This window comes from Terriglobales bacterium, from assembly GCA_035454605.1.
Taxonomy (GTDB): domain Bacteria; phylum Acidobacteriota; class Terriglobia; order Terriglobales; family Acidobacteriaceae; genus DATMAB01.
Map to the genome: position 1 here is coordinate 1 of DATIGQ010000004.1, position 14307 is coordinate 14307.

The 14307-nt window shown below is 64.0% G+C and carries 11 protein-coding genes; 2 read left to right on the top strand and 9 right to left on the bottom strand.

The window, feature by feature from the left end; translation table 11 throughout:
* A partial coding sequence (locus VLE48_00360; GenBank protein ID HSA91437.1) for a lysophospholipid acyltransferase family protein occupies window positions 1-836 on the bottom strand: 836 nt, incomplete at its 3' end.
* 85 nt (window positions 837-921) lie between these two features.
* Between VLE48_00360 and VLE48_00365 the strand changes: the two genes are divergently transcribed.
* A complete protein-coding gene (locus VLE48_00365; GenBank protein HSA91438.1) occupies window positions 922-1467 on the top strand; it encodes a cytochrome c in 546 nt (181 codons plus the stop codon).
* A gap of 21 nt (window positions 1468-1488) precedes the next feature.
* Here VLE48_00365 and VLE48_00370 read toward each other — a convergent pair whose 3' ends face one another.
* The 7 genes from VLE48_00370 to VLE48_00400 form a co-directional block, all read right to left on the bottom strand.
* Entirely contained in the window at window positions 1489-2202 is a 714-nt protein-coding gene (locus tag VLE48_00370) for a lipid-binding SYLF domain-containing protein (protein HSA91439.1), read from the bottom strand.
* A gap of 224 nt (window positions 2203-2426) precedes the next feature.
* A complete protein-coding gene (locus VLE48_00375) occupies window positions 2427-3047 on the bottom strand; it encodes a hypothetical protein (protein ID HSA91440.1) in 621 nt (206 codons plus the stop codon).
* A 246-nt stretch (window positions 3048-3293) separates the two neighbouring features.
* A complete protein-coding gene (locus VLE48_00380) occupies window positions 3294-4796 on the bottom strand; it encodes an OmpA family protein (protein HSA91441.1) in 1503 nt (500 codons plus the stop codon).
* A 124-nt stretch (window positions 4797-4920) separates the two neighbouring features.
* A complete protein-coding gene (locus tag VLE48_00385) occupies window positions 4921-5532 on the bottom strand; it encodes a hypothetical protein (GenBank protein HSA91442.1) in 612 nt (203 codons plus the stop codon).
* 428 nt (window positions 5533-5960) lie between these two features.
* On the bottom strand, window positions 5961-6641 hold the full coding sequence (locus VLE48_00390; protein HSA91443.1) for a response regulator transcription factor: 681 nt from the start codon (window positions 6639-6641) through the stop codon (window positions 5961-5963).
* A gap of 124 nt (window positions 6642-6765) precedes the next feature.
* Entirely contained in the window at window positions 6766-8655 is a 1890-nt protein-coding gene (locus tag VLE48_00395; GenBank protein HSA91444.1) for a hypothetical protein, read from the bottom strand.
* A 275-nt stretch (window positions 8656-8930) separates the two neighbouring features.
* A complete protein-coding gene (locus tag VLE48_00400; GenBank protein ID HSA91445.1) occupies window positions 8931-9659 on the bottom strand; it encodes a hypothetical protein in 729 nt (242 codons plus the stop codon).
* Between the two features lie 310 nt (window positions 9660-9969).
* On the opposite strand from VLE48_00400, the gene VLE48_00405 reads away from it, so the two are divergent.
* Window positions 9970-11706: a hypothetical protein gene (locus VLE48_00405; protein HSA91446.1), complete on the top strand. Its 1737-nt coding sequence runs from the start codon at window positions 9970-9972 to the stop codon at window positions 11704-11706.
* 108 nt (window positions 11707-11814) lie between these two features.
* On the opposite strand, the gene VLE48_00410 is transcribed toward VLE48_00405, so the two are convergent.
* Window positions 11815-14277, bottom strand: coding sequence for a HEAT repeat domain-containing protein (locus VLE48_00410; protein HSA91447.1), 2463 nt, complete (start codon window positions 14275-14277; stop codon window positions 11815-11817).
* Window positions 14278-14307: the final 30 nt, after the last annotated feature.

Sequence of the window (14307 nt, forward strand, 5' to 3'; positions counted from 1 at the left end):
TCCGGATACCGCCGAGCACACTGCTCGATCGCCTGGTTGAACAGCGCCGTGTTGGCGACGGCGTCGGCGTCGTCGTCGCCGGTGCGGACCAGCTTGAGCGGCGCGTCGAAGCGAATGCGGTACTTGCCCAGTTCCTCATCCCAAATGGTGAACGCCGGGACGACCGCGCAGCCGGTGCGCAGAGCCACTCGCGCCGGCCCGCTGGCCGTGCACGCCGGAATGCCGAAAAAGTCCACGAATACCCCCTGCGGGGGAGTGATGTTCTGGTCCATCAGGATGCCCACCGTCTCGCCGGCATGAAGCGCGGAAAGCAGCCCACGGGCGAAGTCCTGCTTGCCGAAGGTGGTATTGCCGTGGCGCGTGCGGTAGGCGTCCACCAACCGGCCGACGTAGGGATTGTCCAGCGGCCGCACCACGATGTGCAGCGGATGGCCATGCAGCGAATGCACGAACGAGCCCAGCTCCCATCCGCCCAGGTGCGCCGTCAGGAATATGACACCCTTGCCGCGCCGCCGCGCCTCTTCGTAGTTTTCGAAACCATCGTAGATGGCGACACGCCCGACGTTGTCCTTGGTGTAGCGCGGCAGCAGGCAGAACTCCGCCAGTTGGCGGCCCAGATGGACGAACAACCGGCGCAGGATGCGGCGGCGCTCCGCCGCCGTCTTCTCGGGAAGCGCCAGCTCCAGGTTGCGCAGGCCCACGCGCCGCAAGCGGCCGTGCAGCATGTACACCAGCCGGGCGATAGCGATGCCCACCGCGCGCGCCAGCGGCCGCGGCAGCGCGCCCATGCCGTGCACCACCAGCCACACCGGCGCAAACTCGAGTCGGTGACGCATTCCCTGGGAGCGAAAAATGGCTTCCAGTGTAACCTGCGCCGGGAAATCGACTCTGTTAGATTAGGTAAAGTCCCGGAGCGCGCTCATGAAACATTCCCTCGCTATCGCCGCACTCTTCCCCGTCACGATACTTGTCGGCTGCCAGGTTTCCACGCCGGGCAGCCTGGAGTCCAAGGTCGCGAAAGAGGTGAAGCAGGTCACCATCGGTGGCAAGGACTGGAAGAACCCCGTTCCCGACACCAAGGAAGCCGCGGCCGAAGGCGGCACCCACTTCCAACATCACTGCCAGATCTGCCACGGACTCGACGGCCAGAAGACCGGCGTTCCCTTTGCCGAAAAGATGGATCCGCCCGTTCCCGACCTGACCCATAAGGACGTCCAGGAATACACCGACGGGCAGCTCAAGTGGATCATCGAGAACGGCATTGCGCCTTCGGGCATGCCGGCGTGGAAGGGCATCCTCACTGACGACGAGATGTGGAAGATGGTCCTCTACATCCGCCACCTGCCACCCAAAGGCAGTCTGGGCGCCCCGGCAATCTACAAAGAGGAAGCCGAGGAACACGAGCACGCCAAGGAAGAAGCAGGGGAAACGCACGTGCATAAGGACGGCCAGGAGCACAAGCACTGAGAGTCGGTCTGGTCGCGTTTCCTACTGTCCGCCCGCAGCCGTCTTCTCGTTCGCTTTTTCCTCGGGCGTGGAATACCTGGCAACGGCGTTCAGGAACGGCGCCGAGCCTTCCGGCGGGGGCAGCACACCCGTCAGGATGGTCTTGAAGCGCACCATGCGCCCGTAGAAATCACGAGTGGCGTCCTTGTCCTGATGGATCGCGGCGCCGTTCAGGCTCACGCCGGCAAACACGCCCCGCGCCCTCGAATACGTGAGCACCTGCGCGCGCAGTTTCCAGTCGGTCATGCCCTCGGCGTGACGGCCCACCGGCCCCGCGGCAACGCTGGCGTCCGCACCCAGCTTGAACTTGCTCGACAGCAGCGCCTGCATTCCGCGGTCGTCCATGATGATCATCACCAGATCCACGGCCTCGCCGCCGATCTGCAGCCCGAAGCTTCCACCCTTCACCTGGAAGAACGCCGGCGCGCTCCACGCACCGGTTTCGGTGCGGCAGGTGGCCACACCCTTGCCATAGGATCCGCCCCAGCCAAAGCCCGCCTTCAGCATGGAGGGCACGACCGCCACACACTTGGCGGAAGTCATTACGCGCTCCGGAACGCCGCCATCTGGCGCTTCCCATATCTCCCTCAGGATGGAAGCGGCATCGTTCAGCCGCCCGACCTCGTTCTCCCGATCGCCCGCCCAGGCGGGCACGGAGAGCAACACCGCCAGCAACAGTCCTGCGAGTCTCTTCATGAGTTCACCTTGGGCGATAGTAATGCGCTTGCGGCAGATTGGGTTGCTTAACCGTCCGGCGGGGAAACAAATGAGTAACTAGGCCGCGAAGGAATCGCGCGCGTAGCCGGAGGCGCGCCCATCCACCGGGCGCACCTCCGGTATCGCGTCACAAACTCTGCGCCCCAGGAAAGGGGCGCAGAAGGGACACGCCGCTCGGGCTCTGCGAGCGGCGTCACCCAACTTCATTCTTCTGCTACCGGCAGCGAAACCGGCTCTTGCAGCCGGAAGGTCAGCCCGGTTTCGGCGGGCAGGACAAAATCTTTCTTGCCAGTAAGCGCCGCGCCCGCCAGCCCCGCACCTGCGCCGACAGGTCCGCCGATGAGCACGCCTTTGCCGCCGCCGGCAAGGCCGCCAATCAGCGCGCCCACACCGGCGCCGCCGCCGATCAGGGCGATGTTGCGCTTCTTATGGCTGCCGCCGGAGCGTCCCAGCGTGTTGGTCTCCACCGCGTAGGACTCGCCGTTCACCTCAATCGCCTCCAGCCGCAACTGCAACTGCGCCCTGCCGCTCAGGCGTCCGGACGGCCGCGCGTGCACCACGGTTCCGTGCGCCAGCGCGCCCGCCGGAATCACAACCTTGCCATCCACGGTGACCGGCTGGGAAACCGTAGCGTGGAACGCATCTCCCGGCGTCGCCGAGCGCGAACTCAGCGAATGATCCAGCCGCACATGGATCGGTGTTCCCGCTTCCACTGCAAGCGTTTGATCTGCCAGGACGCCGCTGGTCACCACTGCCGCCCCAGCCAGAGTAATGATCAATAAAGGAATGCCGACTAGCAGCAAGCTTCGTTTCGTGAGTCTCATGCTTGGAAGCTTCATATAAAGACCTCCTTCATAAAGACCTGCATTGCCAGCTACCCTATGTCGGATGCCTCGGATTGCAAACGGAGATGCCCAGGTAAGCTACTGATTAGATTGGCGATAGGATTTAGGCGACAGAGCCGCTAGCTGCCCCGAGCTAGCTACCCCTCGACCTCGAAAACGAAAAATAAGGGACCGGACGGTTCCAATAGATGTTGTCCGGTCCCAACAATTTCAATCCGTCGGGCGTTACCGCGGCCGCATCGCTGCCGCCTCGATAGGGATGCCGATCACGTCGCCGCTCACTACCAGTTCGACGCGCCGGTTGAGCTGGCGCCCCATTGCGGTCTCGTTGGAAGCGATGGGCTGCGATTCGCCGAAGCCCAAACTCCCGATTGCCGAGGACGGAACGCCCTGCTGCACCAGGAAATCGCGCACCGCAGCCGCCCGTCTTTCCGAGAGCTGCTGGTTGAACTCCTCGGCTCCCACGCTATCGGCGTGTCCTTCCACCTCCAGACGAAGGCCGGGATGCGCCAGGATGATGCCCGCCACCCTGGCCAGTTTTTCTCGCGCTTGTGGCTTCAGCGTGTGCTGTCCGGAGTTGAACAACAGGTCGGGCATGTTGACCACCAATCCGCGCACCGTCTCCCGCGTATCCAGGATGCGGTTGAGCTGGTCGATGATTGCGGCTCGCAGCTCGACTTTCTCCTGTTCGGCTTCGTTCCGTTCCCGTTGAGCAAGGTTCGCGGCGACTTCTGCTTCCCGCTTTTCCCGCTCGGCTTGCTGCCGGGCACGCTCCGCAGCCTCCGCTTCCAGTTGCGCCTGGGCGCGTCGCTGGGTTTCGGCTTCGGCCTGGGCCTTGGCTGCAGCCTCGCGGTCCACCAGCGCCGCCTGCTGCAACTCCTGCTGCTTGCGGACCGCGACCAGACGCGCGTCCTCGGCGGTCTGTGCCGCCTCACGCGCGGTCATGATGATGGAGCGCTTGTTGGCTTTCCGCTGCCGGTAGTCCTCGGCCTGGCGCAAGAGCTGTTCCGCCTTCCGGTAGGTCTCGCCGGCATAGTGTTGCGCTCCCGCCCAGCGCGCTACGCGCAGAGCGTTGCGTGCTTCGTACAGCTCCAGCGGCGTTTTCTTGTCCAGCTCCATGGGACGCAGTTCGTCCGGGCTGACGTTTACGGTGTACTGCCCGCGCTGCAGCAGCTCGTAGCGCGCGTCGATTTCCTCGATCTTGCCTTCGGTTCCGCGCCGCACCACGTTCTCCAGGATCACCACGTCGCTGGGCTGCGTCACCGCAAAATGCGGCTCCGCGGTCACCACCAGGCCGAACGCCTGCAGCTCGCTGGTCACGTTCAGCTTGCTCTTGGTGCCGTTGAGCAGCACTTCACCCAGGTTGGTGGCGCGTCCTTCGGGCGTGATGGCCCACATCACGTAGGTCAAGTACTCCGGGCCGAACCGCGTGGCCGGCTGCAGATCGTCGAACTCCACTTCGATCTCGATATAGCCCTGTTTGCTCTCCACCTTGGCTTCGCCGCGCGCCTCCGGAAGCAGGGGCGTGCCGCGAAAGTCGATGGTTGTGGATCCGCCACGATGGCGGTAGTTGATGGCTTTGGTCGTTCGTCCCACTACGGTGATGCGATACACCGGAACCGTATCACTGCTGGAACGTGGCGTCGTCGGTTGCGTTTGGACTTGCGAATAAGCAGGAACAATCAGGCAAGTGCAGGTCACCAGGGTGACCAGGGTTTTTCGTAACATGAGTGCGCTCCTTTCTATCTTCGAATCCATCGGTATGAAAGCTGCCTGCTTTGGCGGGCCTGGGAAAGCCCGCCAAAGCAGATGGCACATCAGGAATGAATCTGCGCCGTGGATGACGAGCGTCTCAGCTCTTCACCGGCGGCATGGAAACGGGTTCCATCAACCGGAACTGCAACGGCGTCTCGGCGGGCAGGCGAAAGTCCTTCTTGCCGGTTAGCGCCGCCACCGCGATTCCGGCTCCGGCGCCGATGGGTCCGCCGATGAGCGCCCCCTTGCCGCCGGCTGCCAGTGCGCCAATGAGGGCTCCGCCGCCACCACCACCGCCAATCAGCAGAATGTTGCGCTTCTTGTGGTTGCCGCCCACACGCGAGATGCCGCTGGTGCGGACGTCATACCATTGGTCGCCCACCTGCACCGCATCCAGCGCCAACTGCATCTGGGCCACGCCTTTCAGGCGGCCCGACTGCTTGACGTAAGTCACCAGGCCGCGGGCGCGTGCGCCCTCTGGAATCACGGCATTGCCGTCTACCACCACTGGCTGTGAAACAGTGGCCGTGAACATGTCGCCGGACCTCACCTGGTTGGTGGCCAGGCTGTGATCCAGCCGCACATGCAGCGCCGTGCCGGCAGGAACCGTCAGCGCGTCGGGCGCGGCCGCCAGAGATGTGCCCGCCCAGATCAGTGCAGCCACCAGAGGAATCGCCAGAATCAAATAAGTGCGTCGGGAAAAAGTCATTGATAATGACCTCCTGGGATACCTGTACTGGGATGGCCCTTGAGCGACTTCGGGGTGCCTCGCTAGTCTGTTGATTACAAATGACATGGGTAGAATTTCTGTTGCGAGCGGCCTTTTCGCCCCGTGCGCAGGGCGTTTGCAGGTCTTGGCGGCCGGCGGTTTCCCTTAAGAATCAGCGTGATACAGGCAAAGTTTTGTTAAGCGTATGCCTATCAATAGGATAGGGACACGGCTGGCCATGGCTGGAATTGATTTGCGGCGGAAAAGTTTAGGGGCCGGGATCGGTGACCCTCATCGCCGATCCCAGCCCCTGTCTCCCAGGTTCTGTGGTAGGTGCGGGGAGTATGCGGCAACGCCCGATACCCGCCAAGATTACCGAAGGCCAGCGACCCACGTAGACCGAGGTGGGTTACCCAGGTTACCCGGCGCTATGACTGCTGAGCTGGAACCAGTGAGTGGGTGATGGCGTGCACCGAAAGCTCAATGCGGTTTTTCACGCCCACCTTGCGCATCAGTTTGGCGACGTGGGCCTTGACGGTGCGTTCTTCGATGCCCATGGCGGCCCCGATCTCTTTATTCGACCGGCCGGCCACCAGGTGCTCCAGGACTTCCTTTTCGCGGTCGGTGAAGGTGACCCGTCCCGCCGGGAAGATGCGGCCGGGCGCGGAGGTGACACGCTCGATGAACATCGAAAGCACGCGGCGCGGCGCCCACACCGACCCCTGGCAAACGATGCGGATGGCGGTAACGAACTCCTGCGGGCTGGCGGCCTCGTCCACGTAGCCTTTGGCGCCCGCCATCACCGCCTTCAGGATGGTTTCGTCGTCGGCACCCGATCCGGTCACGATGATGCGCAGGTCGGGCCGCGCCGCCTTCACGCCCGCCATCACGTCGAACAGGTTCTGCCCGCCACGGCTGCCCAACAGCACCAGATCGATGTCCGGCCGCGCGGTAATCTCTGCCAGCGAGGCCGCGCCCACGATCTCCAGGTCCGATTCCGAATCGAAAAGGGCGTGAAAACCCACCAGGCGCAGCGGGTCGGTCTCCACCACCGCGATGCGGACACCCGGCTTTTCCGCTTTCTTCGACTTGGAGTCCTTCGTTACCAAGGTGCGCGTAGCATAACGGCATTGGGCCAAGATGAAAAGAGTCCGGAAGGACGTGAACTAGAGTACCCAGTGGCCAGGGGCCGGTTCGATCCCAGGTCTCCGGTCGTCTTCATTCCTGCACGGTTCACTTTTCTGCCAGCAGCGCCGCGGCTGAGAGCGCGTAGAGCGCCACGGCCAGGATTCCCAGCACCGGCGTACCGCCGACCATCACCAGATTCTCCAGGGTCCCACCGACGACGGCGCCGAACAGGTTGACGCCTAGCCCGGTCTGGGGCTCGGTCACGTCGCGAAAACTGCGTGAAAAGATCAAACCTGAACAGAATACCGGGAGTCCGGCCAACACACCGCTGCCCACCACCTTCCAGGGGAGGGCGGCTCCGCTGAGCCATCCGTAGGGAACCACCAGTCCTGCTCCCAGAAGCAGGAACAAGACCACATAGGCCGGCATCCGTGGGACGGGGCGGAACATCACCACCGCGTTGGCCAGCAGGGCCATGCCCAGGAAGGCGGCGATGACCACGGCGTTCACCACCCAGGTGGATCCAAAGAGCAGTGAGACTTCGGTGATGGCTTTGGTTTCCAGCAGCAGAAACCCGGCTCCCAGCAACAGCAAATGCAGGTATTGGCGATGAACGCGCAGCGGCAGGGAGACCGTGTTCCGCAGCAAGAGATAGCTGGCGCAGAGGAAAGGCACCAACACCACCAGGATCGACCCGGGGATGCGAGGGCGCAACAGGTAGAGGAAGGGCCAGCGGTCGCGAGGAACCAGACTGGCTGGTTCCTGCGCCAGCCCTGCTCCCACATCCTCCACGCCCGCTGGCGGGTGGACCTGACGAGCCGCTCCCTGCACGAAGATCACTCCCTGGTCGTAGCCGGTGTCGTACGCCGCCGGCGCCGCTCCGAAGGCGAGCGTCAACGCCTGGTACAGCCGCCCGCTCACGAAGGACCGGCCTCCCGCAAAAGACAGAAAGAGGCTGCCGCCTTCACGCAACAGGTGTCGCGCTTCCTCCAGGCTCTCCACGGTGTAGACGTAGTTGTCCAGCCGCAATGAGGAAAAGCCGCTGAACAAAGTATGCGAGTCCAGGTAGCCGAAGACGATGGTGTCGTAGCGCCGCGGCGCCTTTTTGAAGAAAGCGCGAGCGTCATCCACGTAGGTGGTGACGCGGGGATCTTCGTAGGGATGTTCGGGATGATGGCGGCGGCCGAGCGCCAGAATCTGCGGATCGATCTCCACCGCGTCGACGTGGGTGGCGCCGTGGCGCAGGGCCGCGGCCACGTCGTTTCCGGTGCCCGCGCCCACCACCAGCACTTCCCCGGGATTGGGCGCCAGCCGGTAGGGAAAGTCATAGGTGAAGAGACCCCGGCGATGCGGCTCGGCGTCCGGAAAACGGGTCATGAATTCCGGCGAGAGATCCAGGATGCGCTGGTGAAAATCGTGATTCACGGTCAGCGAATATCCGGAGGGCCCGTTCCATCCCTGCGGTGTGGGCAGCGGTTGCAGGCTGATGCGGTAGTACGGGGACCAGTAGGTTCGCGGCTCGGGGACCGGCAGGAAGAAAACCAGCGCCAGGCCCGCCGTCAGCCACAGCAGAGATCGAGGGCGCAGGAAGGGAACCAGCAGCAGGCATCCCACCGCAGCCCAAACCACCGGAGGCAGGCTCCACACGGAGAGCAGAGTGAACGCCGCGATTCCCGCCAGGCTGCCCGCCAGGTTGTTGCCATAACCGGCCAGCGGACGGGCGTTACGCAACTGCTCGCCCACCAGACCACCCAGCACCACGAACAACGCCACGACCACAGCCAGGATGCCCAGCACCATGACCAGGTATCGTCCGGCCAGAAGCCAGGGCGAAAGACCTTCCCAAATGTTGTCGCCCCAGATCACATAGTCGCCCGTCCAAAGCCCGACCCGCGTCAGTCCCAGAACCTGGGCAAAACGGATCAGGCCGAGCAGAGTCACCACCACCAGCGGGAACAGGCGCAGCAACCGGCGCGGCGGCGCCCCCAGGATCATTCCCAGCCCGATGCCCAGGAAGCTGGCAATCAGCGGCAGGTTCTTGGCATAGGCGAAGATGCGAATGTCGGTGGAAAGATAGCGGATGACCAGCAGTTCGAAGTACAGCGCCAGAAAGCTGGCCAGAAAGAGTTTCCACCCACCGGCCGAGGCGGCGGGCCCGGAGGAGTGCTGCTTGTCGGTGGTCGATTGACGATCGTGGATGATGCGTTCCCTTTGGTGTTTCCCTGGCAGCCTCTAGCTCCTAGCTTCTAGCTTCTAGGCACTAGCGTTTTTCATTTTTCAGTCACGCTCTCCACCTTCCCGTCTCGATACACCACAAAAAGCGGCTTCCCGTCTCGCGGATAGGTCACCCGCTTGACGCCTGGCTCCGTCTCCCTTTCGGGCTTGCCCATGCCTACGGCGAAGGTCACCTGGAACTCGTTCATGCCGGGCAGGACTTGGTGGCGCTCGACGGCCGCCCAGGTGTCGGCGGGCCAATGACGGTAGAGCTCCCGCGGGTCCTGAATGTAGAGCATCTCGTCGGCGTAGATCTGGAATTCGCCCTTGCGCTCGGCGCCAAAGGGAAAGGCATAGCTCTTCCCTTCCTTCTCGAACACCGCCATCACCTGGTGCTGGTCGGGCGAGCCGGGCGAACGATCGAGCACCACCTGCCGGATCTCCAGCCGCTCGATGGGGCCCAGCGTTCCGGCCGCATGGTCGAAATCCGAACGCTTTCGCGCCTCGTCCCAGGGATAAAACGTGAAGCGGTAGCCTTCGCGTACCCACACCGGCTGCTTGGTAAGTTGCTCGGCCGATTTCAGGTCATAGGCATGCAGCTTCTTGGGCACTACGTAGTAGTCGGCGGGCAGCGGCGCCGGGGCGGCCTTCTGAGCTGCCTTTTCCAAGGCTTCCGTGGACTCGTACCGCTGCTGGAGCACGCGCAACAGGCGCACGCCGGCCACGACCATAGCCAGCAACAGGGCGATCTGGATGCGCTTGCGGATTTGTGGAGTGAACTGCATCAGCAGCTGATGGGTTTCCCGTTTTGAGTTTCTAGTAGGTCCTCCTGAACGCCATTGTACTCATGGTCTAGGATGCTGCCTTCGGAGATTCCGGCGGCCTCTGGGCCAGCCCACGCTTGACATTCAACCCAAGCGGGGATAGCTTCTGCTCAGGTTCATTCATCCTCACGCTCACGCGTGATCCGCCGCGCAGCTGGCGCGGCTGCAGTCATCCAGGGCCCCACTTAGCATCTGCCAGCAAGAAAGCGGTGTCGAACTGGAGGCTGCAGGTTCGGCGCTGAACCATGTATCCCCGCCGAGGACTTGAGGTATGAGGCCCAGGGGAACCCACGCACGCAGCCTTACGGCGCAATGGCGAGCAGCCCGGCGCCTCTATCCCATCTATGCCGGACTGGCCGAACACTGCCAACTGGGCAGCCCTCCCTACAAGGAGCTGGAAGGGATCGACGAGCGCGCGGAGCCGGAAGCCATCCAGCGAGTAGGGGAGTGGATGACGGAGATGGACCGCAGCATCGAGGTGCACCATCTGCGGCAATTCCTGCAGAGCAGCGGCATGGCCACCTCGGAAAACGCCGTGCAGGCGCTCATTGACCGGCATTTGGGCAAGGAAGGCAGGGCGGACCCCGACCGCGACAAGATCGATTTCCTCCTGGTGCAGTATTTTGCGATTTGCGCGCCACCCAGCTTTCACGATCGCGAAGTGGATATGGAAGAAGTGGCCGAGGTGCTGGAGCCGATCCTCGGGGAATGCCCCACCCAAACGCCGGACTGGCTCCGGCCGCTGGAAGAGATGACGCAGGCCATGCAGAGGTGGAAGTCTCTGCGCGACTTGAAAGGGCATCGGGCGATCGAGCGCGGACGGCAAGTCAAGGACTCCTCGGGAGACAAGTATTTTGACCCGAGCGCGCTCCTGGCTTTCACGCGCTTCAACTACGTCCTGCGGCGCACCTTCTTCCGCCTGTTGAACGCCGAACTGGAAGCCATTCGGAACGGGCTGCGCGAATTGGAAGGCCGCGGAATCGAGTGGCTGGACTGCACGTCCGTGCAACTGGCGGCGCAAGAACCGATCGCCAATCTGCTGCGGATATGCCAGAACTGGAAAAAGCCGCTGATCTCCGATTACGCGGAGGATCGCTCGTTCGAGCGCTTGCTGGGGCTGCGCTCCGTCATTGAAAAAACGCTGGCCGCCAGCGCCATGTCCAACTTCCCCGGCGAAGCAGAGCGAACGGCGGACGCTGATCTGCGACGCAGCATGGAGGAGATCACGGGACAACTGGCCGAGCTGCGCGGCATGGTGGCGCAGCTATCGGCGCAACTCGCGCATCTGGCGGCTGCGCCAACGGCAGACCCTGCGGCGGCCAGAGTCGCCGCTGCGCCGGCTGCGGTGGGGAATGGTCCCAAAATGCAGGCGGCACCCGCGGTGGCGGCACCGTCTCCGCCCGCTCCGGTTCCCAAGGTTGCTGCCGCACCCCCTCCCGCGCCAAGCCAGTCCAGCGCTCCCGTGGCCGCGGCAGTCCCGGTTGCCCGGCCCGCAATTCAGGCCAGCGCCCGCGCTCTCCGGACAGAGCCAACGTCGACCCAGCCGCCGACGGTTTCATCCATGAGCGTGGCCCGCTGCGTGGAATGGATCAAAGAACAACTGCTCTCTTTGACGCAAAAGAAAGGCGTGCCGGCCGGAGCGGTGGCCGTGGGTCCCACCCTGCTGACCACGGGGGAGGTGAACGCCTTCCTGGGCTGCAGCGACGATTTTGTTGCCCTGGTGCAGAGTGCGGTCGCAGCACGAGCTCTGCTGATCGACGGTCTGAACGTGTATCAGCGCACCGGACAGGCAGAGAATCTCAGTACCGCACTCAAAGCGGCTCGCGAGGCGTATCCCAAGTTCCAACAGGGGATGGGCGGGCCGCAGCAGGGCATCGCGGGAAGCGAGACCCTGGCCAGCGCCACCCGGCAGTTGTTGACGGTGATGACCTATGCGGACAAAGCCCTGGCGGAAGGTAGCAGGGCAGCCGGGGCCGAGGCCGGCAAGCTCCGCGCGAACCAACGATAGTGACCGGCCACCTTGTTGGCTCGCTGCCAGGATGTAGTCCCCCCACGATGCGTCGAGCAGGCGCAGGGGAAACATGGGCGCTCTCGCAACCGCCGAGACCTCTCGGCTTCAGTTCGCGGGACTCGCAAGCAGCTTCCGGGCCTCGTCCAGGAGAGGGTCGCCTGCAGCTTGAGCCACAAATTCGCCAAGCAATCGGCGGCTATTCCCTGTCGACCTGCGACCCAGCGCGCTGAGCGCGGCTCGGCGAGAACCCAGGTGCAGAGTAGCGTCCGACAAAAGCCGGCCGAGCAGTGCTTCCGCCTGTTCTGTACCGATGGCCACCACCGCCTGCACGGCTTCGACGAAACCGGTGGAGTCTTCGCGAGCCTCGCCTAACAGGAACCGCTCGAGGGCTGGCAGAACGGAGGGATCCCTGAGGAAGGTGAGCTCCCGCAGCACTTCCTCGCGTCCCTGAGGACGGAGATTGGGAAGAGCCTCGGCAAGTACGGTGGTGCGCTCTGGCAGATGGCTGTGTCGCAAGGCAGCGAGAGCCGCTTTCTGCACCCGTTCATCGCGGTGTCGCAGTGCCGGAGCGAGCTGGCGCGGCAGGTCGGGATCCTTCAACTCGGAAAGGAGCTTGCAAGCATTGCGGACCACGAACCAACGCTGGTCCTTCACTTGCTGGCGTGCCGGCTCCAGGGCCGCCTCACCCAGGCGGGGAATCAAGCGAAGCAGGGCAAGCCGGTTCGACGCCACGGGTTCTTCCGCGAGCTGCTGGAAGACGCGGGTGATGGCCGGTCCGCCGCTCCAGCACAACAACGTGCTCACCATGCGGGCCACCGCCGGGTCGTCGCGCTTTCCCTGGTAAATCTCGATCAAGCGCTGCACGGCGCTGGGTGTCAGCAGTTTTTCCAAGGTCGCGCCGCAGCAGCGCGCGTGGGGTTCGGGCCTGGCCGTGGCCTGGTTCTCCAGAGCTGCGCCTATCTTCTGGATGAGATCGAAGTCCTCATACACGGCCAGGTTCTTGCACAGCGTGACGAGGGCGTTGATGACCTGGCGATGTTGGAATTCGGGCCAGTTGGGCCGGTCGAGCGCCGCGCACAACCGGGTGGTGGCCTCCGGCCAGAAGGTGGAGCGCACGTTGGTCAGCACCTTGAACAACTCGGGAAATCGCGCCAGTTCTTCCAGTTCCGGCTGGCGCTCGAAGAGCTTGAGGTAGTGGAGACCGAGCTGGGTGGCAGTGTCGAAGTTCTGCTGCTTCACGAGATCTTGAATGAGGTCGAGCAGGTGGCGAAAGGCTCCCCGGTCAAAGCGGGTGAGCTTGAGGAGTTCCGCCGCCTTCTGCTTTTCGGGCACGGTGACCCAGCGCAGCTCTTCCTGAATGCGCTCGACCCTGCCCTGCGGCATGGCCACGTCCTGACAGAACTGCGCCAGCTTGCGGGCCAGGCGGTCGGCCATCTTGGTAGCCTGCAGGCTGCGCAGCAGGACACGGATGACCTCTTCCTCCACGATCACGGCGTCCTGACCCGTGGGCGCCTCGCGCAGACGCTCGGTGGCCCACTTCACGGCGGAATCTTCGATGATCTCCGCTGCCATTTGATCGGGAGGGAGGCTGCGCAGCTCTTCGCGGCGCTGGGGAGGGAAACCGGCCAGGGCCATGTCGGGCTTCATGTCCTTGAGGACGCGCGCCAACTCCACATAAGAACGCTCCGGGGCACCGGAAGGATCGAGCAGCTGACCCTGGAAGTAACCCTCCACCATTTCCTGAATTCCACGCGGACCGCCGGAGCGGCCGGGAGCCGGCGTGGTAGCGACGCCTCCACCACCGCCGGCGGGACCGTCCCCGCCGGAGCCGCCTGGCCCCCCCGGGCCGGAACCGGCTGGCCCGGCGCCGCCGGGCGGCGCGCCACCGATACCCGTCCAGGCCGGACCCGCGCCGGAACCGCTCCCCGGGCTTGCCGGCGCCCCGCCGCCTCCGCCACTCCCGGCTGCCGCGTCTCCGCCACCGCCCGCAGCCGAAGGGGCAGCAGAGGAACGCAGGAGAGCCTCGAAGCTCTCGATCGCCGAGGTGGCCGTGGAGCGGCTTTCCGAAAGGGTCTTAGCCAAAAGATAGGACTCGGAATCCATGTCCAAGATGGTGTCACCGCTCTCCGTGCGCGTCTGGCTCTTGCTGGCGGGAAACACGCGCATGAACTCCAGCGGCTGGTTTTCCAGGTAGGCGGCCAATCCGCCGGCTTCTTCAATCAGCTTGGGAGAGCGCGCGAGCAGGCCGACTCCACGTTTGTAGGCAGCCAAGGTCATGCCGGCCTGGAAAGTGACCGCGCCGATGCCGCGCTTGAGAAATTCATTCTCCAGCCCGCTGAGGGTCTTCTCGGTGGTGAGGATGTTGTTGAGCATGACGCGCTGTTCCACAAAGCCGATGGTGAACTGGCCAGTCTGCTTGAGCAACGCGTTCAGCAGGTCGAAGCTTTGCTGGAAGGGCTGAGCCGTTCCGGGATGGTCGGCAGAGAACACAGCAATGGTCTTGAACAAGACCTGGAGGGAGCGCGCATAGCGGACTCCTTGCGCCTTGAGCTGATTGCGGTCCAGCATGAGGCCGATCCTCTGCGAATCGAGCCGTGG

What these genes read in the sequence shown, in the direction of transcription:
- VLE48_00380 (HSA91441.1), bottom strand. Translation starts at nt 4,796, where the DNA reads ATGTTACGAAAAACCCTGGTCACCCTGGTGACCTGCACTTGCCTGATT.
- VLE48_00365 (HSA91438.1), top strand. Translation starts at nt 922, where the DNA reads ATGAAACATTCCCTCGCTATCGCCGCACTCTTCCCCGTCACGATACTT.
- VLE48_00400 (HSA91445.1), bottom strand. Translation starts at nt 9,659, where the DNA reads ATGCAGTTCACTCCACAAATCCGCAAGCGCATCCAGATCGCCCTGTTG.
- VLE48_00405 (HSA91446.1), top strand. Translation starts at nt 9,970, where the DNA reads ATGAGGCCCAGGGGAACCCACGCACGCAGCCTTACGGCGCAATGGCGA.
- VLE48_00395 (HSA91444.1), bottom strand. Translation starts at nt 8,655, where the DNA reads ATGATCCTGGGGGCGCCGCCGCGCCGGTTGCTGCGCCTGTTCCCGCTG.
- VLE48_00385 (HSA91442.1), bottom strand. Translation starts at nt 5,532, where the DNA reads ATGACTTTTTCCCGACGCACTTATTTGATTCTGGCGATTCCTCTGGTG.
- VLE48_00410 (HSA91447.1), bottom strand. Translation starts at nt 14,277, where the DNA reads ATGCTGGACCGCAATCAGCTCAAGGCGCAAGGAGTCCGCTATGCGCGC.
- VLE48_00375 (HSA91440.1), bottom strand. Translation starts at nt 3,047, where the DNA reads ATGAGACTCACGAAACGAAGCTTGCTGCTAGTCGGCATTCCTTTATTG.
- VLE48_00370 (HSA91439.1), bottom strand. Translation starts at nt 2,202, where the DNA reads ATGAAGAGACTCGCAGGACTGTTGCTGGCGGTGTTGCTCTCCGTGCCC.